This window comes from Ruegeria sp. YTSC325 (assembly GCF_059609525.1).
Genome location: NZ_JBXWLY010000001.1, coordinates 264,590 through 289,620, shown reverse-complemented (window position 1 = coordinate 289,620; position 25,031 = coordinate 264,590). Strand labels below are relative to the sequence as shown.

Sequence of the window (25,031 nt, the reverse complement as noted above, 5' to 3'; positions counted from 1 at the left end):
TTTTAGCCTCCGCCCGGCCTCCACTCTGCCGCGCGCCATGCGGCCCTTTCGGCAATCTGAGGACAAGACATGACCGTCCCCGCCATTGAGCTCAAAGGGATTTCCAAAGCCTTTGGGCCGGTTCAGGCCAACAAAGACATTTCCATCAGCGTCGCCCCCGGATCGATCCATGGGATCATCGGTGAAAACGGTGCGGGCAAATCCACGCTGATGAGTATCCTCTACGGCTTTTACAAGGCCGATAAGGGCGAGATTTGGATCAACGGTGACAAGACCGAAATTCCCGACAGTCAGGCTGCGATTGCGGCAGGTATTGGGATGGTGTTCCAGCATTTCAAGCTGGTGGAAAACTTTACCGTTCTGGAAAACATCGTTCTGGGTGCCGAGGACGGAGGGCTGCTTGCCCCCTCGCTGTCCAAAGCGCGTAAAGAACTGAAAGCGCTGGAAGAAGAATACGAGCTGTTCGTCGACCCTGACAAACGTATCGACGAAATAGGCGTGGGCATGCAGCAGCGTGTCGAAATCCTCAAAGCCCTGTATCGCAAGGCCGAGATCCTGATTCTGGACGAACCCACCGGGGTTCTGACCCCGGCCGAGGCCGATCAGCTGTTCCGCATCCTCGACCGGCTGCGGTCCGAGGGCAAGACGATCATCGTGATCACCCACAAGCTGCGTGAGATCATGGAAAACACCGACACCGTCTCGGTCATGCGGCGTGGTGAGATGACGGCCACAGTCAAAACCGCCGATACCAACCCGCAGGAACTGGCCGAGCTTATGGTTGGGCGCAAAGTGCTGTTGCAGGTGGATAAACTGCCCGCAAACCCCGGCCAGCCCGTGCTTGAGATTGAAAATCTGAGTGTCACCGATGGTGCGGGTGTCGAGCGGGTCAAAGGCATCGACCTGACCGTCCGCGCGGGCGAAATCGTGGGCATCGCTGGCGTCGCCGGTAATGGCCAGTCTGAACTGCTTGAGGTTCTGGGCGGGATGCGTCCGGGTCAAGGCACGATCCGCCTGAACGGCGCGCCCTTGGTGCTAAGCGGGGCGGGCTCGGATGGTCAAAACCGCCGTGCGCAAGGGATTGCGCATGTACCCGAGGACCGCCAGCGCGAAGGTCTGATCATGGACTTTCACGCGTGGGAGAACGTGGCCTTCGGCTATCACCGCGACCCGGCCTACAAGCGGGGGCTGTTCATGGACAACGCTGCCCTACGCGCTGATACAGAGGCCAAGATGGAAAAGTTCGACGTCCGCCCGCCCGATGGCTGGCTGGCGGCCAAGAACTTCTCGGGCGGAAACCAACAAAAAATTGTCGTCGCGCGCGAGATTGAGCGGAACCCCGATCTGTTGCTGGTTGGTCAGCCAACACGCGGCGTGGATATTGGTGCGATCGAGTTCATTCACAAACAGATCGTTGCTCTGCGCGATCAGGGCAAGGCGATCTTGCTGGTTTCGGTCGAGCTGGAAGAGATCTTCTCGCTGTCCGACCGGATTGCGGTGATGTTTGACGGACATATCATGGGCGAACGCCTGCCCCATGAGACGGATGAAAAAGAGCTGGGCCTGCTGATGGCCGGTGTTGCGGGAAAGGCCGCGTGAAGCATGGATAAAATGCCCAAATGGGCCGATGTCGTTCTGATTCCGCTGATCAGTCTGGTATTGGCCGCAATCCTCTCGGCGCTGGTGATCCTCGCCATAGGTGAAAACCCCATCGAGGCCGTGAACCTGATGGTCACCGGCGCGCTGGGGTCGACCTACGGCTGGGGCTATACGCTGTATTACGCGACCAACTTCATGTTCACAGGTCTGGCCGTAGCCGTGGCATTTCACGCGCGTCTGTTTAACATCGGCGGCGAAGGTCAGGCCATGCTGGGCGGTCTGGGCGTTGCCATGGTGTGCCTCTATATCGACTGGCCACACTGGAGCATTGCCCTGCTGGCCGCCTGTGTCGGATCGGCCCTGTTCGGTGCCATGTGGGCGGCAATCCCCGCCTACCTGCAAGCCAAGCGCGGCAGCCACATCGTAATCACCACGATCATGTTCAACTTCATCGCGGCAGCCTTCCTGAACTATATGCTGGTCAACGTGATGCGCCCGCAGGGCTCGCAAGACCCGGCAACCGCGCGTTTCCCCGAAACGGTGCATTTGCCAACCTTCCAATCCATGTTCTCAACCGCCGAGAATGCTCTGTTCCGGGGCGCGCCCGCGAATATCTCGTTCTTCGTGGCCTTGCTGGCCTGTGTCGCGGTCTGGGCGCTGATCTGGCGGACGCGGCTGGGTTATGAAATCCGCGCCTATGGCCATTCGGAAACCGGGGCCGTCTATGCCGGGATTTCCCCGGTGCGCATTACCATCATCGCCATGCTGATCTCGGGCGGATTGGCCGGAATGATGGCCATCAACAACGTCATGGGCGAGGCGGAACGTCTGGTCCTGAACTCGACCGAGGGCGCGGGCTTTATCGGCATCGCCGTGGCGCTGATGGGGCGGTCGCACCCGTTCGGGGTGTTCCTTGCAGCGATCCTGTTCGGGTTCCTCTATCAGGGCGGTGCAGAACTTGCGCTGTGGACCTCGATCCCGCGTGAGCTGATCGTGGTCATTCAGGCGCTTGTGATCCTGTTCACCGGAGCGTTGGACAACATGGTACGGATGCCGCTTGAAAAGCTGTTCCTGAGCCTGCGGAAAGGAGCGTAGTGATGGAAGCTTTCGTAACCCTCGTCCAAGTCCTCGACTCGACCATCCGACTTGCAACACCACTGCTGCTGGCCTGTCTGGCGGGGCTCTATTCCGAACGCGCTGGTATCTTTGATATCGGGCTTGAGGGCAAGATGCTTATGTCCGCCTTCTTCTCGGCCGCCGTGGCCGCTGTGACCGGCTCGGTCTGGCTGGGCCTTCTGGCAGGAATCGGGGCTTCACTGATCCTGTCGGCCCTTCATGGCGTTGCGTCGATCACGTTCCGGGGCAATCAGCTGATCTCGGGCGTCGCGATCAACTTCCTGGCCTCGGGGATGACCGTTCTGGTCGCACAAAGCTGGTTCCAGCAGGGCGGGCGAACTCCGTCCCTGTTCGGCGGCGGCCGGTTCGAGCCGATCAACTTCCCCTTTGCCGACGCCATAAGCGGCGTACCCATCGTTGGACCGATCTACTCCGAGCTTCTGTCGGGGCATTCCATCCTCGTCTATGTCGCCTTCCTGATGGTACCGCTGACGTGGTGGATTCTTTACCGCACCCGCTTTGGCTTGCGCCTGCGGGCAGTGGGCGAAAACCCGGCTGCTGTAGATACCGCAGGTGTCTCGGTCGTGGGGCTGCGCTTTGCCGCCGTGGCGATTTGCGGCGTGCTGTGCGGGATCGCGGGTGCCTATCTGGCGACCGCCCTGCAAGCCGGGTTCGTCAAGGAAATGACCGCCGGACGGGGTTTCATCGCACTGGCCGCGCTGATCTTTGCCAAATGGCGGCCTTGGCATGCGATGGGTGCGTGTCTGCTGTTCGGTTTGCTTCAGGCTGTTGCGCTGCGATTCCAGAATATTGATCTGGGCGGTGTTGTCATCCCGGTACAGGTCATGGATGCCCTGCCCTATATCCTGACCGTGGTGATTCTCGCCGGGTTCGTTGGCAAAGCTGTTCCACCCCGCGCGGGTGGCGAGCCCTATGTGAAAGAGCGGTGATAAGTCCAGTTTCGGACAGATTTCAGTCCTGTTCGCTGCAGAGCGGCATGCACAGTTGATTTTGCATGCCGCAGACGCTCTAAAGAGGTATGCGAGTGTTTCCTGTGCCAGCCAATTCCGGACACATACCCACCCGGGTAAATTGCCCAATGGGTTCAAAGCCACGCCTCACGCAGAATTCAAAGCTCTTTCCGGAAACGGACCGCATATCATCACCTAACACACCTGTTAACAAGACCTAGTGCCCCATGCAGATCTACCTTCCTATCGCCGAAGTCTCTGTTAACGCTTTTCTGCTGCTGGGTTTGGGCGGTATGGTCGGTATCCTCTCCGGCATGTTTGGCGTCGGCGGCGGGTTCCTGATGACGCCGCTTCTGTTCTTTATCGGCATCCCTCCGGCCGTTGCTGTGGCAACCGAGGCGAACCAAATCGTCGCGTCTTCGTTTTCCGGTGTTCTGGCCCATTTCAGGCGTAAGACCGTCGACCTCAAGATGGGCACTGTCTTACTGACGGGAGGTCTAATGGGCGCGGCCCTTGGGGTGGTGGTATTCAACTACCTCAAAAGTCTTGGTCAGGTCGATCTGCTGGTTACCCTGTGCTATGTCGTCTTCCTCGGCGTGGTCGGCAGCCTGATGTTCATCGAAAGCCTAAATGCGCTGCGAAAGTCCAAAAAAGGTGGCGCTGCGCCTGCGAAACGACGACAGCGTGGCTGGGTGCATGCCATGCCCTTCAAAATGCGTTTCCGCACCTCGGGCCTTTATATCTCGGTCATCCCGCCGATTGTGGTCGGGCTGTGCGTTGGGGTTCTTTCAGCGATCATGGGGGTCGGAGGCGGCTTTATCATGGTGCCTGCTATGATCTATCTGCTGGGAATGCCCACCAAAGTTGTCGTCGGCACCTCGCTTTTTCAGATCATTTTCGTAACAGCGTTCACCACGATGCTGCACGCGACAACGAACTATACGGTCGATATCGTTCTGGCTGTTCTGCTGCTGGTCGGAGGCGTCATAGGCGCGCAGATCGGCACGGTGATCGGCGCGCGTATGCCGGCCGAGCAGCTGCGCGTTCTGCTGGCTGCGTTGGTTTTGGTCGTTTGCGGAAAGCTGGCGCTTGATTTGCTTTTAGAACCGTCCGAGCTGTATTCGCTGGGCGTGGAAGGGGGGCACTGATCATGCTGAAGCGCCTGATCCTTTTGCTTGCCCTGTGCGTGACGCCCGCGTTGGCCGAAGAAGAATCCGTTGTTCTTGGCCTTAGCCAGGATCGCGTGGCGATCACAGCCACGTTTGACGGGTCCGAGATTCTGATTTTCGGGGCCGTCAAACGCGAAACACCCATTCCGTCCGGTCCCCCGCTTGAGGTCATCGTCGCCGTTGCGGGGCCATCCAGCCCGGTGACCGTTCGCAGAAAAGAACGCAAGCTTGGCATTTGGGTCAATACCGACAGCGTTCTGGTCGACCTTGCGCCCAGTTTCTACGCCGTCGCAACAAGCGCGCCGCTGGATGACATTCTATCGGATACCGAAGACCTACGCTATCGTGTCTCGATTGAACGTGCGATCCGGTCTGTCGGTGCAGCGATGCACATTCGCGGGGCACAGGACTTCGCTGATGCCGTCGTGCGTATCCGCGAAGACGAAGGGCTGTATTCCATCCGCGAGGACACGGTTGCAGTGGACGAACAAACCTTATTTCGGACCTCAATCGACATGCCAGCGGACCTGACCGAAGGTGAGTACGCGGCGCGCATTTTCCTCACCCGTGGCGGCGCAGTCGTGTCGCAGTTTGAAACCATCATCGACGTGCGCAAAGTGGGGCTGGAACGGTTCCTTTATACAATGTCCCGCGAACAACCCGTCTGGTATGGGCTGATGTCTCTGGTCATCGCGATTGCCGCTGGCTGGGGCGCTTCTACCGCCTTCCGGCTACTACGCGAAACCTGAGTTACCCACGCCCAATGTAAGGCATCGTGGTCGCCATAACCGTCATGAACTGAACATTCGCATCGGGCGGCAAACTGGCCATGTGAAGCACCGAACGGGCAGCGTCACCAACGTCCATCGTGGGGTCCGGCAGCTGCCCCGCTGCGACGGCATTGTCTACCAAATCCTGCACCATCTGCGTCCGCGCGTTGCCGATATCGATCTGACCGCAGGCAACGCCAAATGCCCGCCCGTCCAAAGACAGGCTACGCGTCAACCCAGTGATCGCGTGTTTCGTTGCCGAGTAATGCACCGAATTTGGTCGCGGCACGTGGGCTGCAATCGATCCGTTATTGATGATCCGGCCGCCCTGAGGCGACTGGTGTCGCATGATCCGAAAGGCTTCGCGCGCGCATAGGAACATTCCGTTCAAGTTGACGTTTACACTTTGGTACCAGTCTTCCAACGCGATCTCATCAATGGTGCCGCCGGGGGCAAAGATACCCGCATTGTTGAACAGGACATCCAGCCTGTCCGCCCTATTGGAAAACGTCCGAAAGGCCCGAGATACCGCAACCGGATCCGTCACGTCGGCAGCCAGAACTATCGCCTTGGGGTGCTGTTGCGCAATTTCGTCCAGCTTATCGGCACTGCGGGCCAACAAACCTACGGTCCAACCCTCATTCAGAAACAGCTCGGCTGTGGCGCGCCCTATGCCAGAGCTTGCGCCGGTTACGACGATCGTCTTCATGTCTCTTCCGCCTCCAATGTCAGCGAGGCCGCCGGAACCGCCCTCAGATCATCCACGCGCAGAGGATAAGTCGGCTTGGCCAAACGGTTTCGCACCACCCAAATCAACCGTTCCTGCGCACGCGTGATGGCCACATAGGCCAGACGTTTCCAAAGGGGCTGCCCCGCTTCGGTTCGGCCCATCCGAGCAGCCGCGTAGATATCGGGTGCAAAGACCTGCACCGTGTCCCATTGCGAGCCCTGCGCCTTGTGGATGGTCACGGCCGCCCCATGCAGAAAGGTCGCGCCCATGCGGGCGGCATAGGGGATGAACGGCTCTTCCTCATCTGGCATTTCGATTTTCACGATCGAGGCCGCGCTGACCTGCGGGTCCTCGGCCCCCATGACGTGCAGGCGCGAAAAACCCGGCTTGCGACCCGGCCCCAGATAAACAACCTGCGCCCCTTTGATCAGCCCGCGCGCTTCAAGGTCCAGACGCTTCTTGCGATGCTTCAAGGGCAGTTCGATCCCATCACAGATCAGCGGCTCGCCTTCCAGCAATTCGGTGTCCGGGGCACCATGCACCTGCCGAAACGCCTGAATCAAACGGATACGTGTCGCATTGCGCCACACCAGAACCGGGCTGCGGGCCATCAGATCAACCTCGACCCGCTGCCCCCACACGACGCGGTCATCCTGCCGGGCCGTTTGTTCAACCAGACGCTCGAAATCTTCAAACCCCATGGCAGGGTCCGCCAGCGCATGGGCCAAATCCAGAATGGGGTTGTCTGCAGTCTGGCGGTGCACCCGGTGCAGGATCTGCTTACGCGGCTCGGGCAGACCATCAAAAACCATGCTACCCGATTGATTGACCGGAGCAAGCTGCGCCGGATCGCCAAACAGCAACAGCGTTGGGAAAATCTCCTGCAGGTCCTCGAACTGCCGGTCATCCAACATCGAAGCTTCGTCCACGAACCCTATATCCAAGGGTTCTTCCCGACGCTTCCAGCCAGTAATGAAATCCGAACCACGTAGCCCCGCCGCGGCCAATGCACCCGGAATGGACTTGTTGTTTTCATAAAACGCGGCGGCACGGTCCAGTGCCTCGTCCGTCAGCCCCTCGATCTCGGGGCGTTCGTCGTTTCCGGCCAGCCACTCGGCAATCCGCTCATATTCTGGGTCATAGACCGGGGTATAGAGGATGCGGTGGATCGTGGTCGCAGGAACCCCGCGCAACCGCAATACGCTGGCGGCCTTGTTGGTGGGGGCCAGAATTGCAAGGCTGCGTTTGTCCCGCGCCTTGCGGCTTTCAAAATCGCCCGAGACGATCTGAACGCCAGTTTCAGCCAGCGCCTTATAAAGCTCGGCCAACAGCAGCGTCTTGCCCGACCCAGCCTTGCCGATCACCGCCATCACACCGGATTTTCCGTTGCCCGGCAGTTTCAGCAAGGCATCGTCATCCAGATCAACGCCTGCCGACCTCAACATCTCTGCGATGTTGTCATAGGCGGCGGCCTGATCGTCCGAGAAGGTCACGAGGGGCGTAGACATGGCGCGACCCTACAAGGCCGCGCCAGCTATCACCAGATGCGGTTTCCGCTTTTCCGCAAGTTATGCCGACAGAGCAAACCGATGCTGCCGCGCGGTTCCGAAAGCGGTCTTGAACCAAAGACGCGACAGTTCACGCGGGATGCCGGCCCGTTCGGCCACACGGTTGCAATCGTCAGAAGAATAAGGCCACAGCCCTACCGAAATCTGATCACGCCCCGTTCCTTGCGACCCCAACACCACCGGAGACGACCCGATCAGCCGGTAAATCCTGATCATTCGTGCATCAAACACGCCGGCGATGTGGGTCAGGCCGAACCCTTCCATGATTTCGCCCCCGCTCAGCATGATAGCACCGGCGGTATGCGGGCTAGCGGTGCGCGACAGGCAAAACCGCGTTACCTCCCAGATCAGTGGGCTGTGGATCGGCTCACCTCCGGTCAAATGTCCGAAGACTTCGTTTACCATAACGCGCCCGGTTGTCGGCAACACACGCATCGAGCCGCCATGACTGCCGTCTTCTTCTTCCCAGATAACATAGAGCGGGTTCAGATCATCATACTGATCCCGCTCTTCCCCCCTTTCATTGACATATACGTCCCAACCCAGTCGGGTTTTGAACTGATCGGCTCGGTCGCGGAACATTCCGCCGGCGAGCTCCGGAAACTTGTTAAGTTCGTCGGCAAACAAATAGCGCAACATGACATTTCCCCTTGTCGTCCTGTGCAGGAACGAAGGGGGTACGAAGTCGTGGTTAATTTACCGTTCGAGGTGCGCGCGGCCGTTATACGACTATTAATCCTCGGCTTAGCGCTGTTGCGATCGCATGGGTCGTGTTTTGTGCCCCAAGTTTGGCTCGGGCACTTTCGATATAGACCCTTAAGGTGTGTTCCGAGATCGACAACGAGTGCGCAACCTGTGCGCGGCTATAGCCCAACGCCAACAGGGTCATTGCATCCACCTCGCGAGGTGAAAGACTGCGCGGTACGTCCGGTTGACGAGCGCTTTCAAATTCCAGCGCTTTGCGATTGAAATAATGAGCAATCAAAATCAGCTCGCGCCCATGCGCATCAATAAATCTTTTCCAGCTGTTATCGTCGCAGGAATGGTTAACGGTGAACAAGGCAAACTGACCATTAGGACCTCGAATCGGGATAGAATAGCCCTGATTGCCCACCCCGTGTTCGAGCGCATCCTGAAGAAAACTCTTCGCCACCTTGCCCGACCAGTCCAAGGACTTCCAATCCACCGGGTGAAAGCGTTGGAAACAGCCCAGAATTACCGGATCAATACGGTGGTAATTCCGCTCGCGGTATCGTTCTGCCCAGGCGTCGGGATAGGTGGTATAACCGTACTGGTCACCTGCCCCGTCAACCCAATGATATATAAGATGTTCAACCTGTAGCCGGTCGCGCAACCTGACGGCAACATCGCTTAGTTCACCAAGCGTGCTGGTGTTTTCCAAGTCCTCCAGGACCTGAGCCATATCCGGTGTTGTTCCCATTCGCGGGCGTCCGAGCCTCATCCTTCAAGGACGCAATCTCGGCCGCTGCGATCAGCTTGGTGTCATCCAACTGCTCGGCAAGCGCGGTCAAACCGTTCTCAACGGCGAATGCGTTGAGATCCGACAAAACGTCCAGTATCCACTCATTTTTCGCCATCTAGAGTCGCTCCGAAACGGTTAACGAAGGGTTAACACAACCATAACATGTGCAGTGTTTTTGCGGCTATTCACTGGTTTCTACTCCCCAAAAATAGCGGGGTCGGGTTTTGCAAGTCGTTGAAAACGATCACCCGCGCCCAAAACGCAACGCACCCGCGAACCGAATTAACGATTCGCGGGCGCAATTTCTAGAGAAGCAGGCCTGTTACCCGCGTGCGTCCAGAACCTCTTCGAGGGTGCGCATTCCGGTGCGCGGTGCCTGAACCAGAACCGACATGTTGCCGGGCTTATGCTCGTTGCGCATCATTTTCATGTGGGCTTCGGGCAGCTCGTTCCACGCAAAGACTTCAGACATGCAGGGGTCCAGACGACGCTCGACCATCAGCTGGTTTGCCGCCGATGCCTGCTTCAGATGCGCAAAGTGCGAACCCTGAAGACGCTTCTGGTGCATCCACATATAACGCACGTCGAAGGTCAGGTTGTATCCGGTGGTGCCAGCACAGATCACGACCATGCCGCCCTTTTTCACCACGAAGGTCGAGACAGGGAAGGTGCTTTCGCCGGGGTGTTCGAACACCATGTCGACATTCACACCCTTGCCGGTGATGTCCCAGATGGCCTTGCCGAATTTGCGGGCCTCTTTGAACCACTCGGCATATTTCGGCGTGTTTACGGTAGGCAGCTGACCCCAGCAGTTGAAATCTTTGCGGTTCAGAACGCCCTTTGCGCCCAGACCCATCACGAAATCACGCTTGCTTTCATCCGAGATCACACCGATCGCATTTGCGCCCGCCGTATTGATCAACTGGATCGCATAAGACCCCAGACCACCCGAAGCGCCCCAAACCAAAACGTTCTGACCGGGTTTCAGGTCATGCGGCTCGTGACCGAAAAGCATCCGGTAGGCGGTGGCCAGTGTCAGCGTATAGCAGGCGCTTTCTTCCCAGGTCAGGTGCTTGGGGCGCGGCATCAACTGCTGCGCTTGGACATTGGTGAACTGGGCAAAAGACCCGTCCGGTGTCTCATAGCCCCAGATACGCTGGCTGTCGGAGTACATCGGATCGCCGCCATTGCAGGCTTCGTCGTCGCCGTCATCCTGATTGCAATGGATCACGACCTCATCACCCACTTTCCAGCGGCGCACTTTGTCGCCCACGGCCCAGACGATGCCCGAAGCATCCGAACCCGCGATATGGAACGGTTGACCGTGACCGTCAAACGGGCTGATCGGTTTGCCCAGCGACGCCCAAACGCCGTTATAATTCACACCAGCCGCCATCACCAGAACCAGCACCTCGTGGCTGTCCAGCTTGGGCACATCGACCACTTCCAGCTGCATGGCCGTGTCCGGCTCGCCATGGCGTTCCTTACGGATCGCCCACGCATACATTTTCTTAGGCACAAATCCCATCGGAGGGATTTCGCCCATCTCATAGAGGTCTTTTTCCGGCGCGTCGTAGGACGCGATACCGCTTTCGGTGTCCAGAGCCATGTTGGCCTCCTTTTATCTAACCCTTCGCCGCGATGCAGAATCGCCTGCGTTACCAGATGAGATATTTGGACCTGAGCAATATTGCAATAGAATTTGCATCTATTTTGTAATTTTATGACCCAGCGGGTGCAGAAATTTCTTTTGCTGGCGCAGCATCTCCAAACTCGATATCTTCTCGTGCAGAGGCCGCGTAGTAGTTCAACAGGTCAACCCGTTGACCAGATTGGGATAATTTTCCATCCACCTGCTTCAGGATCCGCCTCTGCACGAGTTGGTCCAGAGCCTGGGTAATCACAGTGTCATCTGGATCTGCCGAAGTTCCGTCGCGTCGCATGGAATCCGAAACAATACGTCGGACGTCATCTTCCAACAATTCACCACGTTCCTGGATCAGCTTGCAGATCGCCGGCAGAGGGACAAGCGGGATAGCATCTTTGATACGGCCCATCAGGGCACGCGCCAGATCCGTCATGACGTCCCGCTCATGCTCGGTACGAAACTCCTGCAAAGAGATCGGTTTCCCATACCGCACCGACGCTAGTCCGAACCGAGTGTATCGCCCGATCAGACGGCGACCGATCTGCTTGAGAATCCAACCCGTAATCACCCCAATACGGGCGCGAAAACGCCTTTCATTCCCCAGCGCAGCCTTTGTCAGGATCGTATCTTCAAGAACCCGGTCGTAATTCAGCGCGACAGGCACAAAGACCACATCTCGTCCATCCGGTTTGGTTCCATCCAGAATATACTTCAACAGACCCAGCTTAGGACGCCCCAGAGCACCACTTAGGCTTAATCCCCCTTCAGGGAACATAGCCTGCGTTACCCCTGCTTCGGTCGCGTGACGCACATAACAGGCTAGGACCTGTCGGTAGAGCTCGCTGCCCGATCTGCGACGGATAAAGTAAGCGCCCATGGCCCGGATCAAGCGGCTGAGCGGCCAGACACGTGCCCACTCGCCCACCGCATAGGACAATGCCGAGTGCTGCGCGGCCAGATACGTGACCAAAACGTAATCCATGTTGCTGCGATGGTTCATCACAAACACAACGGTTGCGTCGTGGTCGATGTTTTTTATCGCCTCCTCATCCTGATAGCTGAGGCGCACATCGTAGAACGCATTGCTCAGCATGCGGGCGACCCGAATTGCAAAACTGAAATACGCCACCGCCGAGAAAGATGGCACGATCTCACGCGCGTAACGGCGGGCGGTTTCGAAAGCCACCGCTTCGGGGACGCCGGTTTCATGTGCATGATCCTGAACCGCTTGTCCCACTTGGGGGTCGTAAATCAGGCGCTGGATCATGTCGTGCCGCTCGGCCAGCTTGAAAGGCTGAATCGGGCGCTGCAGCCGCGTATTCAGGCGCTTCACCGCACGTTCAAGGCGACGACGAAAGAACCATCGCACGGACGGAAACAGAAAATGCGAAGCAAATGTGACCGCGGCAAACACCAGGATCAGCAAAAACAGCCAAAGCGGAAGCTCCACGGTCTCAGTCATGCGCGCACCCTGACAGCAAACGTTGCGTCCTACAATCACAAGAACTGCATATGCCGCATCGCAGCGAATTGACATATCCCGAAAATTGCGCTTTAGAAGCCTTCAAAGTAATTTTATTGCCCACCAAGGACACGAGGCCCGCTATGACGCAGACGCAGAAAGATCGCCCCTGGCTCATCCGAACCTACGCCGGTCATTCCACCGCAAAGGCGTCGAACACATTGTATCGCGGCAATCTGGCAAAGGGTCAGACCGGGCTGTCAGTGGCCTTCGATTTGCCCACTCAAACTGGCTATGACAGCGACCATACGTTGGCACGGGGCGAGGTTGGGAAAGTCGGTGTTCCTATCAGTCACTTGGGCGACATGCGGGTTCTGTTCGACCAGATTCCCCTGGAGCAGATGAATACCTCGATGACCATCAACGCAACGGCACCATGGTTGCTGGCGCTGTATATCGCCGTGGCCGAGGAGCAGGGTGCTGATGTATCCAAGCTGCAAGGGACGGTTCAGAACGACCTGATCAAGGAATATCTGAGCCGCGGTACTTACGTGTGCCCGCCGAAACCGTCGCTGAAGATGATCGCGGATGTGGCCGAGTACTGCTATACCAACGTGCCAAAATGGAACCCGATGAACGTGTGTTCCTATCACTTACAAGAAGCTGGCGCGACACCCGAACAAGAACTGGCCTATGCATTGGCAACGGCCATTGCCGTTCTGGACGAGCTGCGCCCGCGCGTACCGGCCGAAGATTTCCCCGCGCTCTGCGGTCGGATTTCGTTTTTTGTGAACGCGGGCATCCGTTTTGTCACCGAGATGTGCAAGATGCGCGCCTTCGTGGATCTTTGGGACGAGATTCTGAAAGACCGTTACGGGGTCGAAGATCCCAAGTTCCGCCGCTTCCGCTACGGCGTGCAGGTGAACTCGCTCGGCTTGACCGAGCAACAACCAGAAAACAACGTCTATCGCATCCTGATCGAGATGTTGGCCGTGACTCTGTCGAAAAAGGCCCGCGCCCGCGCGGTTCAGTTGCCTGCCTGGAACGAGGCGCTGGGTCTGCCCCGCCCATGGGATCAGCAATGGTCGATGCGGATGCAGCAGATTCTGGCCTATGAGACCGATCTTCTGGAATACGGCGATCTGTTCGACGGCAACCCCGCTGTCGACGCTAAGGTCGAAGAACTGAAAGCAGGCGCGCGCGCCGAGTTGGCAAATCTGGATTCGATGGGTGGTGCTGTCGCTTCGATCGAATACATGAAGTCCCGTCTGGTGGACTCGAACGCCGAGCGCCTGAATCGCATCGAACGTAATGAAACCGTTGTCGTCGGCGTGAACAAGTGGACCGAAGGTGAACCCTCACCGCTGCAGACCGAGGACGGCGGCATCATGGTTGTCGATCCAGCGGTCGAGCAAGAGCAGATCAGCCGTCTCAACGAATGGCGCTCCGAGCGCGATGACGCGGCCGTTACCGCGGCGTTGGCGTCATTGCGCGAAGCGGCGCAGACAGGTGCGAACGTCATGGAGCCTTCGATCGCAGCTGCCAAGGCCGGTGTCACCACTGGCGAATGGGCCGAAGAAATGCGCAAGGTTTATGGCACCTATCGTGGGCCGACCGGTGTGTCCGGGTCGGTATCGAACAAAACCGAAGGTTTGGAAGACCTGCGCGCCGCTGTGGATGCGGTCAGCGACAAGCTTGGTCGTCGTCTGAAGTTTCTGGTCGGCAAGCCAGGGTTGGACGGCCATTCAAACGGCGCGGAACAGATCGCTTTCCGCGCCCGCGATTGCGGTATGGACATCAGCTATGAAGGCATCCGTCTGACACCCGAAGAAATTGTGACCGCGGCGATGGAAGATCAGGCTCATGTGATTGGCCTTTCAATCTTGTCGGGCAGCCATATTCCTCTGGTGCAGGATGTCATGGCGCGCCTGAATACCGCCGGCTTAGACGTTCCGGTAATTGTCGGCGGGATCATCCCCGAAGATGATGCGGAAAAGCTGAGGGCAATGGGCGTCGCGCAGATCTATACCCCCAAGAACTTTGAGCTGAACGCAATAATGGGGGATATTGTTACGCTGGTTGACCCTCAAAACATTGCCGCTCAATAACAGTCGCATTACCTGTTCTTTTTCAATATCTATTCCATGGTAAATTGGGATAGATATCGCCCGTTGTTGGATTTACGGCATTGCTTTGAAAAAGCCGTAATAAAACTTGGGCTGGGAGAACACGAATGGCGATTAACCTTGAAAAAATGTCGCGCAAAGAGCTGATTGACCTGCGCGGGCAGTTAGATAAGGCATTAATAAAAGCAGAAAAACGCGAACGGCAAGAGGCTTTGAAAGCTGCAGAAAAAGCTGCGGCAGAATTCGGCTTTTCCTTGTCTGAATTGTCGGATGGCGGCATCGGATCGGGCAGTAAACCAAAAGCAAATGCCAAATATCGCAACCCATCTGAGCCAACTCAAACGTGGTCTGGACGCGGACGCAAACCGCAATGGGTTCATGACGCGCTCAATTCCGGAGCGGATATAGCCGATTTGGAAATCTGATAGGAATTAACTTTGACATGACAATTCATATTGGTGCCGAAAAAGGCGAAATTGCAGAAACGGTTCTTTTGCCCGGCGACCCATACCGGGCAAAATGGGCGGCCGAAACGTTTCTGGACGACGTAAAACAAGTCAACAATGTGCGCGGCATGTTGGGGTTCACCGGGACGTGGAAGGGCAACCGCGTAACCATTCAGGGCAGCGGGATGGGTATGCCATCGCTCTCGATCTACGTGAACGAGCTGATCCGCGATTATGGAGCCAAGACCCTGATCCGCATCGGTTCATGCGGCGGCATGCAGGATAAGGTCAATATCCGCGACGTGATCCTTGCCATGACATCGACCACGCTTAGCACGCCGTCCCGCGGGATCATGAAAGAGCTGAATTTTGCCCCGTGTGCGGATTGGGACCTGTTGCAAGCCGCCGCGACGGCTGCAGCCGCGAAGGGTACGCCGACCCATGTAGGGGGCATTTACTCGTCCGACGTTTTTTATGATGAGCGCCCCGACTTGAATGAACAGATGGTGCGTCATGGTATCTTGGGCGTCGAAATGGAAGCTGCCGAGTTGTATATTCTGGCCGCCCGCCATCAATGCAGGGCACTGGCCGTTCTCACCGTCTCGGACCACTTGCTGACCGGAGAGGCTCTGCCCTCTTCCGAGCGTGAAAGCAGCTTTGGCGATATGGTCGAGATCGCTCTGCACGCAGCCTTTCCCGCAGCATAGATTCAAGCAGGGCGAAACTGCCCTGCTTGTTTAGCGCTCTCTAAGACATATGTTCGGCGCGTCTTTACCCTCATGCTGGGCGCCGCAAAACGCGCAGACCCAGATGCCTTCCTTTCGATGTTGACGCCACCGGCAATCGCGGGACAGTGACGTCGTTCTGGACCGCCAATAAAGGTAGGCGAAAACACCGGCGGCAAGTAAAAGCAACAGAACAGGCATGGCTATCCATTGCCCATTCCGCCCATCGCATCAAGCCGCGTTCGCGTATTCAAAAAGCTCAGGTTCGCGCAGCTCTGCAGTTTCGGTGGGTTCAGGCATGTAGTAAGCCCACGCCTGTTCCAAAAGCGCCAGCGCCTCAGCTGCGTTCGATTTGTTTTCAGATTCCTGCACTTGCATCGGAGCGATCCCATTCCGGTTCCATCACTCCTCCCTGTGCGGAAAATAGGCTGTCAAGCTGCGGGGGTCACCTCATCTTTTTGCAGTCTCGCCATTCCTCATTTGCATGCAAGGCTGGCATATGGTTTTGCCAACCTTGCAGGTCATCTGATTTACGCGGTGACACAGGCATTCGCTTGGGCGGCCTGCGCTTCGCTAACCCCGTTGCCCGGAACAAACACCTCGGTGTGTTTGCCATCTTTACGGACAATCTGAGTGGTGAATTGGCCTTCAATCCCGGCTTGATTTGCGCAATCCACCTGTTTGAAAACAAGGTCCGCCCGGCTGCCACTTGACCCGCTGCATGCGGACACAACCGCAAGCGCAACGAGGGGAAAAACCTTTGTCAGCATTCTAGTCATTGAGGTACTCCGATATTTCAATACCCGCATGACACGAAAAACCCCGGGAGATTTCCATCCCAGGGTTTGTCATTTTTTGAAACTGTGATCAAACTGCCCGTTCGACCATCATCTTTTTGATTTCGGCAATCGCCTTGGCCGGGTTCAGGCCCTTGGGGCAAGTCTTGGCGCAGTTCATGATCGTGTGGCAACGATACAGTTTGAAGGGATCTTCTAACTCGTCCAGACGTTCACCCGTGGCCTCATCACGGCTGTCGATGATCCAGCGATAGGCGTGCAACAAAGCTGCGGGCCCAAGGTAGCGATCGCCATTCCACCAATAGCTGGGGCACGAGGTCGAGCAGCTTGCGCACATCACGCACTCATACAGACCATCCAGCTTTTTGCGATCTTCGATGGACTGCTTCCACTCTTTCGCGGGGCGGTTGGTCTTGGTTTCCAGCCATGGCATGATCGAGGCATGCTGAGCATAGAAATGCGTCAGGTCCGGTATCAGGTCCTTGACGACCGGCATATGCGGCAGCGGGTAAATCTTAACATCGCCCTTGATCTCATCCATACCATAGATACAGGCCAACGTGTTGATCCCGTCGATGTTCATCGCGCAGGATCCGCAAATGCCTTCGCGGCAGGACCGGCGGAAAGTCAGGGTTGGGTCAATCTCGTTCTTGATCTTGATCAGCGCGTCCAAAACCATTGGACCACAGTTGTCCATATCAACGAAATAGGTATCAACCCTAGGATTCTGACCATCATCCGGGTTCCAGCGATAGATCTGAAACTTGCGCACGTTGGTTGCGCCATCCGGCTTGGGCCAGGTTTTTCCGGTTGTGATCCGGGAATTCTTTGGCAGGGTGAGCTGTACCATTTCCGACCTCGCTAAATTCCTGCGTATTGATACACTCAGAACCGCTGAAAGCCAACCATTTAGCCTTGAAAACACCCAATAAAATTAGGCAAATTCGCCTATGCACCGGGATTTAGCAATCAGGCAAGACCCCGCAAATGATGAGCAGCATCCGGGACCCTAAATGCAAACCAAAGTCGCCAATTTCCCATACGGCACGAAGAACCCTTATCAGGATATGATGTATTCGGCTTGCAGCCCCGAATTCACTTTGTCCGCCCCACGCGAGGTTTCGTTTGCGCAATTCGCAAACCCCGATTTCAGAGCAGCACACAGGATTATTCATCTTCATTGGGATGACCGCCTGTTCCGTATCGTCGAATCCGATGACACAAGTCCGCTTTTTCAAGAAGTCAAACAAGGGCTAGAGCGCTACCGGGAAAACGGCGGGCGTCTGATTTGGACCATCCACAACCAGGCAGCGCATTCGCAGGCCGAGCTTACCGACAATTTTCGGCAGATTCGCCAGCAACTGACTCAGATGTCTGACCTGATTCATGTGCATACACCCCACGCGGCGCGTCACATGATCTCGGAATATGGTGCAGATTCAGAGAAGATTCGATTGATTCCCCATCCAAGTTACCTTGGCGTCTATGAGCCGACGGAGGTCACGCTTAACCGGTCAGCGCCCGCAAACCAACCGATCCGATTCCTGGCTTTTGGTGCAATGCGTGGAAATCGTGACCTGGACAAGCTGCATGAAGCCGCCCGCAAATTGACCAATCGCGGACATTCGTTCGAGCTATCGGTGGTCGGGAAAGTCTTTCGCTCGGGACGCAGGCTAATGCGTCGAATGCAGGTGAATCCGAATGTGACCGTGATTTCCGACCGTGTTCCGGACGACGAAATTCCCACGATTTTCTCGCAATCGCATGTCTACACCTTGCCATCAATGAACACGTTTACGTCGGGAACTGCCATGCTGGCCCAAACCTTCGGGCTTCCGATCATTGGACCGGACATTGATCCGCACAAACACACGACCCCCGAAGCCTGTCATGACCTGTTGTATCCGGCGCAGAACCCGCGCGGATTGATCCGGACGATGATGCGGGTGATGGAAATGTCAAAAGACGAACTGAACGAAAAACGCCAAGCCTGCTTGCAATTCGCTGTTGCCCGCCAACCAGCCCATATTTCTGGTCAGTTGAAGCAAGCTCTTGCAGAACTCACATAGGGAGACTGTCTCATAAAAAAGCCACCCAGCTTATGGGTGGCTTTTTTTGTGGTTTTTAAACAAATGCGTCAGAAAGTCCGCGCCTTCGGTGCGATTTTCTTGAGGCTGATTCCGCCTTCGGCTTCGGTCGTCAGCGGGTCCGCAATCACAGGACGATAGCTGAGCTCAACCTTATTACCCTCGACCCGGCTGACGGTGTGAACACGCCAGTTCTCATCATCGCGCTCGGCAAAATCCTCATGGGCATGGGCACCACGAGATTCCTTACGCGCTTCGGCTCCGACGATCGTTGCCAATGCGCTCGGCATCAGGTTGCCCAGTTCCAGCGTCTCCATCAGGTCGCTATTCCACACCAACGAGCGGTCTGTGACTTTCAGATCATCCATCTTAGCCGCAATGGCCGTCATCTTTTCGACGCCTTCGGCCATGGTCTTAGCGGTACGGAATACTGCCGCGTCAGCCTGCATGGTTTTCTGCATCTCAAGCCGCAGGTCGGCGGTCGGAATCGAACCATTGGCGTTGCGTGCCGTATCGAACCGGTCAAAAGCCTTATCGACCGACGCCTGATTCAGCACCGGATTCGCAGCCTCGGCATCTACAACCTTACCGGCCCGGATCGCGGCCGCGCGGCCAAAGACCACAAGGTCGATCAAAGAGTTCGAGCCCAAGCGGTTTGCCCCATGAACTGAGGCACAACCGGCCTCGCCCACAGCCATCAGGCCGGGAACCACGGCGGTTGGGTTATCGGCGGTGGGGTTCAGAACCTCGCCCCAATAGTTTGTGGGGATACCGCCCATGTTGTAGTGAACCGTCGGCAGAACCGGGATCGGTTCCTTGGTGACATCCACGCCCGCAAAGACGCGCGCAGATTCTGAAATGCCCGGCAAACGCTCGGCCAGCGCCTCGGCAGGCAGGTGGCTGAGGTTCAGGTGGATATGGTCGCCATTGTCACCGTGGCCACGGCCTTCGCGGATTTCCATCGTCATCGAACGGCTTACATAGTCACGGGGCGCCAGGTCTTTGTACTGGGGCGCATAGCGCTCCATAAACCGCTCGCCTTCCGAGTTGGTCAGGTATCCGCCCTCTCCTCGCGCGCCTTCGGTGATCAAGCAGCCCGAACCGTAGATGCCGGTGGGGTGGAACTGCACGAACTCCATATCCTGCAAGGCCAGGCCTGCACGGGCCACCATGCCGCCGCCGTCGCCGGTGCAGGTATGGGCCGAGGTTGCGCTGAAATAGGCGCGACCGTAACCGCCGGTCGCCAGCACAACCATCTTGGCATTGAAAACATGCATCGTGCCGTCGTCCAGCTTCCAGCAGACGACGCCCTGACACTGCCCATCGTCGGACATGATCAGGTCGATGGCGAAGTATTCGATGTAGAACTCGGCGTTGTTCTTCAGCGATTGCCCGTACAGAGTATGCAGGATCGCGTGGCCGGTCCGGTCAGCAGCCGCACAGGTGCGCTGCACTGCAGGGCCTTCGCCAAATTCGGTGGTGTGGCCACCGAACGGGCGCTGATAGATCTTACCTTCCTCGGTCCGGCTGAAAGGCACACCGTAGTGCTCCAGCTCGTACACGGCCTTGGGCGCCTCACGCGCGAGGTATTCCATTGCGTCAGTATCGCCCAGCCAGTCCGAGCCTTTGACGGTGTCGTACATGTGCCACTGCCAGTGGTCCGGACCCATATTCGACAGTGACGCGGCAATGCCGCCCTGCGCCGCCACTGTATGCGAGCGGGTCGGAAAAACCTTGGTTACACAGGCGGTGCGCAACCCTTGTTCGGCCATGCCCAGGGTGGCCCGCAGACCCGCCCCACCGGCGCCGACAACGACCACGTCATATTCGTGCGTTTCGTATTCGTATGCAGCCATTTCTTTCAGCTCCGGGAATTAGAGGGCAATGCGGGCGATGGCGAATAGGCCCGCCGCAGCCGCGCCGTAGGACAAGCAGGTGGTCAGGATGATCAGGACCTTCTCGGTCGTGCCGTGGGTATAATCCTCAAGCATCACCTGCGCCCCTTCGGCGAAGTGTTTCATGCCGATCACAAGCGTCAGTGCCGCAACAATTGCCGGGAACGGGCGCGAATAGTAGTCCAGCACCACATCATAAGGCTGCCCCAGCATGGGACCAAAGGTGAAGATGAACAGCGGAACAAGGATCAGCAATGCCACCGAGCTGACCTTCATCCGCCAGAAATGAGCTGTGCCTGCCTTGGCCGATCCAAGGCCACTGGCGCGTTTGCGGTCTGTCAGATAACGCATGTCTGGCCTCCTTTACGCAACGATGATCAGGGTCAGCAGGGTCAGGACAACCGACCCGATGACAACCGCCCAACCCAGCTTCTCCGCGACCGGCAACTCCAGCCCCTTCGCGTTGTCCCAGATCAGGTGCCGAACACCTGCCAGCGTGTGGTACCACAACCCCCACAGGGACAGAGCCATCACAAGATCACCCAAAACCGATGTCAGCCACCAATTCGCACGCTCGTATGCTTCGGGCGAGGATGCGGCGGCCAGAAACCACCATACGATCAGCAAGGCCGCCACGATCATCGCGTTCCCGGTGATACGGGTCAGAATAGAGGTGACCGAGGTCAACTGCGGGCGATAGATCGACAGATGCGGCGATAACGGGCGATTGCCCCGGTTAACATCGGCCATGGCGGCTCCTTTTCGGTTGGCTACCGAACGTTTTACTGTTTTTTGCGACTCTGTCACGTGCTGCAGATGCAAAAAAGCCTAATATTGGAGCAAAATGACGCATATTTGAGAATTGTGATCACACAAAATAATGACGTGATCACAAATGAATTCAAGTCCATCGAGTGTTAGCGCCGCGACTTCCGAATCTGCATTCACTCAGTCCAGACCTGCGGTTTGCTGCGTCACTTCCCGCAACAATTTCTTGCGAATACGTTCGGGGTAATCTTCAAACCCCGCAGCCGAGACCACAAAGGCCCCTTCGCCCACGATCACGTTTTCAAAGAAGTAGGCGGTCAGGTCTGGTTCGCTTTCTTCGATCGCAATCGCGTTCACTGTTACACCTTGGCTACGCAAAACTTCATGTATCTCGCTAGGCTCAACCCCTTCGTTAGAGGTTCCATCGCCCGAGATATCGATAAGATGCCTTTTGCAGGTGGCGACTTCGTCAAAACTCGACAGCGTCATTTCCAGGGCCTCGCCTATTGCGGTCGAGAAATTACGCCAGACGCGCGGGTCAGCAGCCACCTGATCTGCAAACAGATCCAGCGTTTCGAAACTGTCGATATTGGTCCAGGGGATTGTGATCTTCTGCCGCGAGGCGCCTGTCCATTGCACAAGCATCAAGCGGGCCTGACCACGCACCAGTGCTTCAGACACGATGGGATCGCGCAAACCTGCAGCCAACCCGTCCATCTGAATACGGTATTCCGAGGAATCAACCGATCCAGAGACATCCACTGCCAACGCCAGCGCAAGATCGCAGGCCATGGCGGGTGAAGCCAGGCAAAAACTCAAAGCTATGGATCGGAACGCGCGCATGACCGCAGCCTAGCACGAATGACGCGGGCTGCGATCACATGAATGTGGGTAGGTATCAAACAGGCATCAATGCCCAGTAGTCCAGATCAAGCAACACGTTGGGCATATAGCGCCCGTCTTCGTTTTTCAGCAGGAAGGGTTCGCCGCACTTTGTTGCGACCAAGCGTAGACGGATCGCCCCCACGCCGGGCACGCCGGTTTCGGCCTTGTCCAGAACCTCGGACCACGACTTGATCGTATCACCCGCAAAACACGGGTTGGCGTGCGCGCCGCCATTCAGGCCCACCACCATCTGCGCATTGGCCAGACCATTGAAAGACAATGCCCGCGCCATCGAGATCACGTGACCGCCATAAATCAGGCGTCCCTCCGGGCGGAAGGTCAGGTCGAAATGCACTTTGGCGGTGTTCTGCCAAAGGCGGGTGGCCAGCATATGCTCGGCCTCTTCTATTGTGACACCGTCCACGTGGTCGATCTTTTCGCCGATCTCATAATCGCCCCAGCGATGCGCCTCACCGGCTTGGGCAAAATCGTAGTTCGAGAAATTCAAACCCTGCGGAATGACCAGATCGCTTGGCTCCAACGCCTTTTTCAACTCGGGCACCACTGCGTCGGGTGCGGGGGCGGACAGGTCTGATTTGCGGACCATCACCCAGCGGACATATTCCATGACCGCCTCATCGCGCTGATTCAGGCCACGGGTGCGCACATAAACCACCCCGGTTTTGCCGTTCGAGTTCTGCTTGACCCCAATCACCTCGGATTCTGACCGCAGCGTGTCACCAGCATAGACCGGTTTCAGCCAGCGCCCCTCGGCATAGCCCAGATTGGCAACTGCATTCAGAGAGACATCCGGCACTGTCTTGCCGAACACCACATGAAACGCCGCCAGATCGTCCAACGGGCTTTGTGGCAAGCCGGATGCCCGGGCGAACTCGTCCGAGGAATAGAGCGCATGACGCGCAGGATAGAGCGCGTGATACAGCGCCCGCTCACCATCGGTAACGGTGCGCGGCACCGCGTGTTGCAGCACCTGCCCGACGGAATAGTCCTCGAAAAAGCGGCCCGGATTGGTCTTTGCCATTATTGCTGTCCCAGTTTCATATCGGGTGAATAGTCGGCCGCGACCTCTTTGGTCACAGCCTGCGCACAGCGCATCACGTTATTGGCGGCGTCAAAGGCATAAGACGGGTCGCCATACAGCTCCCACCCTTTGGCCAGAGCGTCGGACACTTTGTGGCAAAAGGCCGAGGTGTCCTCTTCCGTCAGCAGACGATAGAGTTTTGCCATTTTATTCCCCTCACGATCCGAACGGAGACGGGCCGACCAGCCCGTGAATATAGCCGATGACACCCAGCAGAACGATCGAGGCCACAAAGAACATCGCGTCTTTGCCGTAGGTTCCGGGTTCACCGGGTGTCCAGTCAGGCTCGGACTTGTTGATCACGATCACTTCGACCACGGCCCAGGCCAGCAATCCGCCGAACAGGATGATCGAGGCCAGATCGCCATTCACCAGCAGATGCGCAAAGGCCCACAGCTTGAACCCGCCCAGCATCGGATGGCGCAGCTTGTTCAGCAGGCGGCCTTTCTTGGGTGCGGGGCTCATCAGGAAGATGGCGATCAGCACCAGCAGGTTGTTGACGTGGATCAGGAATGTGGGCGGCGCCCAGACATAGATGAAATCGGTCATGCGATAACCGAAGACCATCAGCAAAATCGCCGCCACCAGCGCCAGTGCCATCGCACCTTTGCCGCCATCGCCCATGGCCGCCCGCCGTGCGGGCGCGACGCGTTTGAACAGATGTGCGGCCCACCAAAGCGCCACACCAAGGATCAGAAGAACAAAGCCCATGCTGGCTTACCCCGCTTGCAAAGCTGAAATCGCCTCTGCTTTTGCCAGAATTTCGCGGGCGGTTGCAACGTGCAGGTTCTCAACAATTTTGCCATCCACGACAGCGACGCCCTGCCCCTGCGCTTCGACCTCTTCAAAGGCCGTGATCTGACGTTGGGCCAGATCTATTTCCGCATCCGAGGGCGCATAGGCCGCGTTGGTGATTTCGACCTGAGCCGGGTGTATCAGCGTCTTGCCGTCAAAGCCCATATCGCGGCCCTGCGTACATTCTGCGGCTAGCCCCTCGTCATCCTTGAAGGCGTTATAAACGCCGTCCACGATGATCAGGCCCTCGGCCTTGGCGGCCAGCAGACACAGGCCCAGCGAGGTCATCAGCGGCAGGCGATCGGGACGGAAACGGGTCTGCAATTCCTTGGCCAGGTCATTGGTGCCCATCACAAAGCCTGCCATCAGCGGATGCGCCGCGATTTCGGCGGCGTTCAACATTCCGCGCGGTGTCTCCATCATCGCCCAGGTCGGCATATCTCCTGTGATCGCCGCCAGAGCGTCTACATCAGCGGCCGAGTTCACCTTAGGCAACAGAACCACATCGGCATCCATGTCCGGCACGGCCTCGGCATCAGCACGGCCCCATTCGGTGTCCAGCCCGTTGATGCGCACGATCTTGACCCGCGCACCGTATCCGCCAGCAGCCAGAGCGGCCTTGAGCGTTTCACGCGCGTTCTCTTTTTCATCCGCTGCGACGGCATCTTCCAGATCAAAGATGATCGCGTCGACCGGCAAGGTGCGCGCCTTGTCCAGCGCCCGATCTTTCGAGCCGGGGATATACAGAACAGAACGATAGGGGCGCTGACGGGGGTCCATTGGCCTCTCCCTTAAGAAATAAAGTTGCGCGGAATGGGGCATTTTTTGCCGGAAAGTTCAAGAGCAAAATCGCCGCATTGCAGCATAAGCGACGCAACGTGCGTTGGCT

The 25,031-nt window shown here is 57.4% G+C and carries 27 protein-coding genes; 9 read left to right on the top strand and 18 right to left on the bottom strand.

What is annotated here, in order from left to right; genetic code table 11:
• Positions 1–69: 69 nt before the first annotated feature.
• The 5 genes from AC2FF7_RS01505 to AC2FF7_RS01485 all read left to right on the top strand — a co-directional run bounded on the left by AC2FF7_RS01505 (position 70) and on the right by AC2FF7_RS01485 (position 5,604).
• Complete coding sequence (locus AC2FF7_RS01505; protein WP_496905091.1) at positions 70–1,599, top strand: ABC transporter ATP-binding protein; 1,530 nt, start codon at positions 70–72, stop codon at positions 1,597–1,599.
• Positions 1,600–1,602: 3 nt separating this feature from the next.
• Positions 1,603–2,694 (top strand): ABC transporter permease, encoded by a 1,092-nt coding sequence (locus AC2FF7_RS01500; RefSeq protein WP_496905090.1) that lies wholly within the window; start codon positions 1,603–1,605, stop codon positions 2,692–2,694.
• 2 nt (positions 2,695–2,696) lie between these two features.
• Complete coding sequence (locus AC2FF7_RS01495) at positions 2,697–3,665, top strand: ABC transporter permease (protein WP_170353496.1); 969 nt, start codon at positions 2,697–2,699, stop codon at positions 3,663–3,665.
• Between the two features lie 248 nt (positions 3,666–3,913).
• On the top strand, positions 3,914–4,834 hold the full coding sequence (locus AC2FF7_RS01490) for a sulfite exporter TauE/SafE family protein (protein WP_170353497.1): 921 nt from the start codon (positions 3,914–3,916) through the stop codon (positions 4,832–4,834).
• Positions 4,835–4,836: 2 nt separating this feature from the next.
• On the top strand, positions 4,837–5,604 hold the full coding sequence (locus AC2FF7_RS01485) for a TIGR02186 family protein (RefSeq protein ID WP_170353498.1): 768 nt from the start codon (positions 4,837–4,839) through the stop codon (positions 5,602–5,604).
• 1 nt (position 5,605) lies between these two features.
• Here AC2FF7_RS01485 and AC2FF7_RS01480 read toward each other — a convergent pair whose 3' ends face one another.
• The 7 genes from AC2FF7_RS01480 to AC2FF7_RS01450 all read right to left on the bottom strand — a co-directional run bounded on the left by AC2FF7_RS01480 (position 5,606) and on the right by AC2FF7_RS01450 (position 12,516).
• Positions 5,606–6,334 (bottom strand): SDR family oxidoreductase, encoded by a 729-nt coding sequence (locus AC2FF7_RS01480; protein ID WP_480866877.1) that lies wholly within the window; start codon positions 6,332–6,334, stop codon positions 5,606–5,608.
• Positions 6,331–7,863: an ATP-dependent DNA helicase gene (locus AC2FF7_RS01475; RefSeq protein ID WP_170353500.1), complete on the bottom strand. Its 1,533-nt coding sequence runs from the start codon at positions 7,861–7,863 to the stop codon at positions 6,331–6,333. The genes AC2FF7_RS01480 and AC2FF7_RS01475 overlap by 4 nt, the downstream gene beginning before the upstream one ends.
• Positions 7,864–7,923: 60 nt before the next feature.
• A complete protein-coding gene (locus AC2FF7_RS01470; protein WP_496905089.1) occupies positions 7,924–8,562 on the bottom strand; it encodes an acyl-homoserine-lactone synthase in 639 nt (212 codons plus the stop codon).
• A gap of 82 nt (positions 8,563–8,644) precedes the next feature.
• On the bottom strand, positions 8,645–9,364 hold the full coding sequence (locus tag AC2FF7_RS01465; RefSeq protein WP_496905088.1) for a helix-turn-helix transcriptional regulator: 720 nt from the start codon (positions 9,362–9,364) through the stop codon (positions 8,645–8,647).
• A complete protein-coding gene (locus AC2FF7_RS01460) occupies positions 9,300–9,521 on the bottom strand; it encodes a hypothetical protein (protein WP_480866875.1) in 222 nt (73 codons plus the stop codon). Before AC2FF7_RS01460 ends, AC2FF7_RS01465 begins: the two co-directional genes overlap by 65 nt.
• Positions 9,522–9,728: 207 nt before the next feature.
• Positions 9,729–11,015 carry a crotonyl-CoA carboxylase/reductase gene (ccrA, locus tag AC2FF7_RS01455; protein WP_496905087.1) on the bottom strand — a complete coding sequence of 429 codons (1,287 nt, stop codon included), beginning with the start codon at positions 11,013–11,015 and terminating at the stop codon, positions 9,729–9,731.
• A 112-nt stretch (positions 11,016–11,127) separates the two neighbouring features.
• Positions 11,128–12,516 carry a 1-acyl-sn-glycerol-3-phosphate acyltransferase gene (locus AC2FF7_RS01450; protein ID WP_496905086.1) on the bottom strand — a complete coding sequence of 463 codons (1,389 nt, stop codon included), beginning with the start codon at positions 12,514–12,516 and terminating at the stop codon, positions 11,128–11,130.
• Between the two features lie 143 nt (positions 12,517–12,659).
• Between AC2FF7_RS01450 and AC2FF7_RS01445 the strand changes: the two genes are divergently transcribed.
• From AC2FF7_RS01445 to deoD, 3 genes are all read left to right on the top strand, one after another.
• Positions 12,660–14,624, top strand: a complete 1,965-nt coding sequence (locus AC2FF7_RS01445; protein ID WP_170751775.1) for a protein meaA — start codon at positions 12,660–12,662, stop codon at positions 14,622–14,624.
• A 125-nt stretch (positions 14,625–14,749) separates the two neighbouring features.
• On the top strand, positions 14,750–15,067 hold the full coding sequence (locus AC2FF7_RS01440) for an H-NS histone family protein (protein ID WP_170353506.1): 318 nt from the start codon (positions 14,750–14,752) through the stop codon (positions 15,065–15,067).
• Between the two features lie 17 nt (positions 15,068–15,084).
• Complete coding sequence (gene deoD / locus AC2FF7_RS01435; RefSeq protein WP_480866869.1) at positions 15,085–15,795, top strand: purine-nucleoside phosphorylase; 711 nt, start codon at positions 15,085–15,087, stop codon at positions 15,793–15,795.
• A gap of 249 nt (positions 15,796–16,044) precedes the next feature.
• Here deoD and AC2FF7_RS01430 read toward each other — a convergent pair whose 3' ends face one another.
• The 3 genes from AC2FF7_RS01430 to AC2FF7_RS01420 form a co-directional block, all read right to left on the bottom strand.
• Positions 16,045–16,191: a hypothetical protein gene (locus tag AC2FF7_RS01430; RefSeq protein WP_170751779.1), complete on the bottom strand. Its 147-nt coding sequence runs from the start codon at positions 16,189–16,191 to the stop codon at positions 16,045–16,047.
• A gap of 152 nt (positions 16,192–16,343) precedes the next feature.
• Entirely contained in the window at positions 16,344–16,592 is a 249-nt protein-coding gene (locus AC2FF7_RS01425; RefSeq protein ID WP_353391217.1) for a hypothetical protein, read from the bottom strand.
• Between the two features lie 88 nt (positions 16,593–16,680).
• The gene (locus AC2FF7_RS01420) at positions 16,681–17,460 is read right to left on the bottom strand and encodes a succinate dehydrogenase iron-sulfur subunit (protein WP_170751781.1); all 780 of its coding nucleotides are present in this window, start codon (positions 17,458–17,460) and stop codon (positions 16,681–16,683) included.
• 163 nt (positions 17,461–17,623) lie between these two features.
• Between AC2FF7_RS01420 and AC2FF7_RS01415 the strand changes: the two genes are divergently transcribed.
• Positions 17,624–18,679 (top strand): glycosyltransferase family 4 protein, encoded by a 1,056-nt coding sequence (locus AC2FF7_RS01415; RefSeq protein ID WP_496850121.1) that lies wholly within the window; start codon positions 17,624–17,626, stop codon positions 18,677–18,679.
• A 68-nt stretch (positions 18,680–18,747) separates the two neighbouring features.
• Here the strand turns inward: AC2FF7_RS01415 and sdhA are convergent, their stop codons facing one another.
• The 8 genes from sdhA to AC2FF7_RS01375 all read right to left on the bottom strand — a co-directional run bounded on the left by sdhA (position 18,748) and on the right by AC2FF7_RS01375 (position 24,922).
• A complete protein-coding gene (gene sdhA, locus AC2FF7_RS01410) occupies positions 18,748–20,553 on the bottom strand; it encodes a succinate dehydrogenase flavoprotein subunit (protein ID WP_353391215.1) in 1,806 nt (601 codons plus the stop codon).
• An 18-nt stretch (positions 20,554–20,571) separates the two neighbouring features.
• Positions 20,572–20,943, bottom strand: a complete 372-nt coding sequence (gene sdhD / locus AC2FF7_RS01405) for a succinate dehydrogenase, hydrophobic membrane anchor protein (protein ID WP_170353513.1) — start codon at positions 20,941–20,943, stop codon at positions 20,572–20,574.
• A gap of 12 nt (positions 20,944–20,955) precedes the next feature.
• The gene (gene sdhC / locus AC2FF7_RS01400; RefSeq protein WP_170353514.1) at positions 20,956–21,342 is read right to left on the bottom strand and encodes a succinate dehydrogenase, cytochrome b556 subunit; all 387 of its coding nucleotides are present in this window, start codon (positions 21,340–21,342) and stop codon (positions 20,956–20,958) included.
• Between the two features lie 198 nt (positions 21,343–21,540).
• Positions 21,541–22,203 carry a DUF1194 domain-containing protein gene (locus AC2FF7_RS01395; RefSeq protein WP_170353515.1) on the bottom strand — a complete coding sequence of 221 codons (663 nt, stop codon included), beginning with the start codon at positions 22,201–22,203 and terminating at the stop codon, positions 21,541–21,543.
• A 55-nt stretch (positions 22,204–22,258) separates the two neighbouring features.
• Positions 22,259–23,287 carry a MaoC family dehydratase gene (locus AC2FF7_RS01390; protein WP_480866863.1) on the bottom strand — a complete coding sequence of 343 codons (1,029 nt, stop codon included), beginning with the start codon at positions 23,285–23,287 and terminating at the stop codon, positions 22,259–22,261.
• A complete protein-coding gene (locus AC2FF7_RS01385) occupies positions 23,287–23,493 on the bottom strand; it encodes a DUF1737 domain-containing protein (RefSeq protein WP_170751789.1) in 207 nt (68 codons plus the stop codon). Before AC2FF7_RS01385 ends, AC2FF7_RS01390 begins: the two co-directional genes overlap by 1 nt.
• A 10-nt stretch (positions 23,494–23,503) precedes the next feature.
• Entirely contained in the window at positions 23,504–24,058 is a 555-nt protein-coding gene (locus AC2FF7_RS01380) for an NnrU family protein (RefSeq protein ID WP_496905085.1), read from the bottom strand.
• A gap of 6 nt (positions 24,059–24,064) precedes the next feature.
• Complete coding sequence (locus tag AC2FF7_RS01375; protein WP_480866859.1) at positions 24,065–24,922, bottom strand: HpcH/HpaI aldolase/citrate lyase family protein; 858 nt, start codon at positions 24,920–24,922, stop codon at positions 24,065–24,067.
• Positions 24,923–25,031: the final 109 nt, after the last annotated feature.

Excerpts from the sequence above, each read along its gene's own strand:
- AC2FF7_RS01505 (WP_496905091.1), top strand. The coding sequence starts at position 70 with ATGACCGTCCCCGCCATTGAGCTCAAAGGGATTTCCAAAGCCTTTGGG.
- AC2FF7_RS01500 (WP_496905090.1), top strand. The coding sequence starts at position 1,603 with ATGGATAAAATGCCCAAATGGGCCGATGTCGTTCTGATTCCGCTGATC.
- AC2FF7_RS01495 (WP_170353496.1), top strand. The coding sequence starts at position 2,697 with ATGGAAGCTTTCGTAACCCTCGTCCAAGTCCTCGACTCGACCATCCGA.
- AC2FF7_RS01490 (WP_170353497.1), top strand. The coding sequence starts at position 3,914 with ATGCAGATCTACCTTCCTATCGCCGAAGTCTCTGTTAACGCTTTTCTG.
- AC2FF7_RS01485 (WP_170353498.1), top strand. The coding sequence starts at position 4,837 with ATGCTGAAGCGCCTGATCCTTTTGCTTGCCCTGTGCGTGACGCCCGCG.
- AC2FF7_RS01480 (WP_480866877.1), bottom strand. The coding sequence starts at position 6,334 with ATGAAGACGATCGTCGTAACCGGCGCAAGCTCTGGCATAGGGCGCGCC.
- AC2FF7_RS01475 (WP_170353500.1), bottom strand. The coding sequence starts at position 7,863 with ATGTCTACGCCCCTCGTGACCTTCTCGGACGATCAGGCCGCCGCCTAT.
- AC2FF7_RS01470 (WP_496905089.1), bottom strand. The coding sequence starts at position 8,562 with ATGTTGCGCTATTTGTTTGCCGACGAACTTAACAAGTTTCCGGAGCTC.
- AC2FF7_RS01465 (WP_496905088.1), bottom strand. The coding sequence starts at position 9,364 with ATGGGAACAACACCGGATATGGCTCAGGTCCTGGAGGACTTGGAAAAC.
- AC2FF7_RS01460 (WP_480866875.1), bottom strand. The coding sequence starts at position 9,521 with ATGGCGAAAAATGAGTGGATACTGGACGTTTTGTCGGATCTCAACGCA.
- ccrA (WP_496905087.1), bottom strand. The coding sequence starts at position 11,015 with ATGGCTCTGGACACCGAAAGCGGTATCGCGTCCTACGACGCGCCGGAA.
- AC2FF7_RS01450 (WP_496905086.1), bottom strand. The coding sequence starts at position 12,516 with ATGACTGAGACCGTGGAGCTTCCGCTTTGGCTGTTTTTGCTGATCCTG.
- AC2FF7_RS01445 (WP_170751775.1), top strand. The coding sequence starts at position 12,660 with ATGACGCAGACGCAGAAAGATCGCCCCTGGCTCATCCGAACCTACGCC.
- AC2FF7_RS01440 (WP_170353506.1), top strand. The coding sequence starts at position 14,750 with ATGGCGATTAACCTTGAAAAAATGTCGCGCAAAGAGCTGATTGACCTG.
- deoD (WP_480866869.1), top strand. The coding sequence starts at position 15,085 with ATGACAATTCATATTGGTGCCGAAAAAGGCGAAATTGCAGAAACGGTT.
- AC2FF7_RS01430 (WP_170751779.1), bottom strand. The coding sequence starts at position 16,191 with ATGCAAGTGCAGGAATCTGAAAACAAATCGAACGCAGCTGAGGCGCTG.
- AC2FF7_RS01425 (WP_353391217.1), bottom strand. The coding sequence starts at position 16,592 with ATGACTAGAATGCTGACAAAGGTTTTTCCCCTCGTTGCGCTTGCGGTT.
- AC2FF7_RS01420 (WP_170751781.1), bottom strand. The coding sequence starts at position 17,460 with ATGGTACAGCTCACCCTGCCAAAGAATTCCCGGATCACAACCGGAAAA.
- AC2FF7_RS01415 (WP_496850121.1), top strand. The coding sequence starts at position 17,624 with ATGCAAACCAAAGTCGCCAATTTCCCATACGGCACGAAGAACCCTTAT.
- sdhA (WP_353391215.1), bottom strand. The coding sequence starts at position 20,553 with ATGGCTGCATACGAATACGAAACGCACGAATATGACGTGGTCGTTGTC.
- sdhD (WP_170353513.1), bottom strand. The coding sequence starts at position 20,943 with ATGCGTTATCTGACAGACCGCAAACGCGCCAGTGGCCTTGGATCGGCC.
- sdhC (WP_170353514.1), bottom strand. The coding sequence starts at position 21,342 with ATGGCCGATGTTAACCGGGGCAATCGCCCGTTATCGCCGCATCTGTCG.
- AC2FF7_RS01395 (WP_170353515.1), bottom strand. The coding sequence starts at position 22,203 with ATGCGCGCGTTCCGATCCATAGCTTTGAGTTTTTGCCTGGCTTCACCC.
- AC2FF7_RS01390 (WP_480866863.1), bottom strand. The coding sequence starts at position 23,287 with ATGGCAAAGACCAATCCGGGCCGCTTTTTCGAGGACTATTCCGTCGGG.
- AC2FF7_RS01385 (WP_170751789.1), bottom strand. The coding sequence starts at position 23,493 with ATGGCAAAACTCTATCGTCTGCTGACGGAAGAGGACACCTCGGCCTTT.
- AC2FF7_RS01380 (WP_496905085.1), bottom strand. The coding sequence starts at position 24,058 with ATGGGCTTTGTTCTTCTGATCCTTGGTGTGGCGCTTTGGTGGGCCGCA.
- AC2FF7_RS01375 (WP_480866859.1), bottom strand. The coding sequence starts at position 24,922 with ATGGACCCCCGTCAGCGCCCCTATCGTTCTGTTCTGTATATCCCCGGC.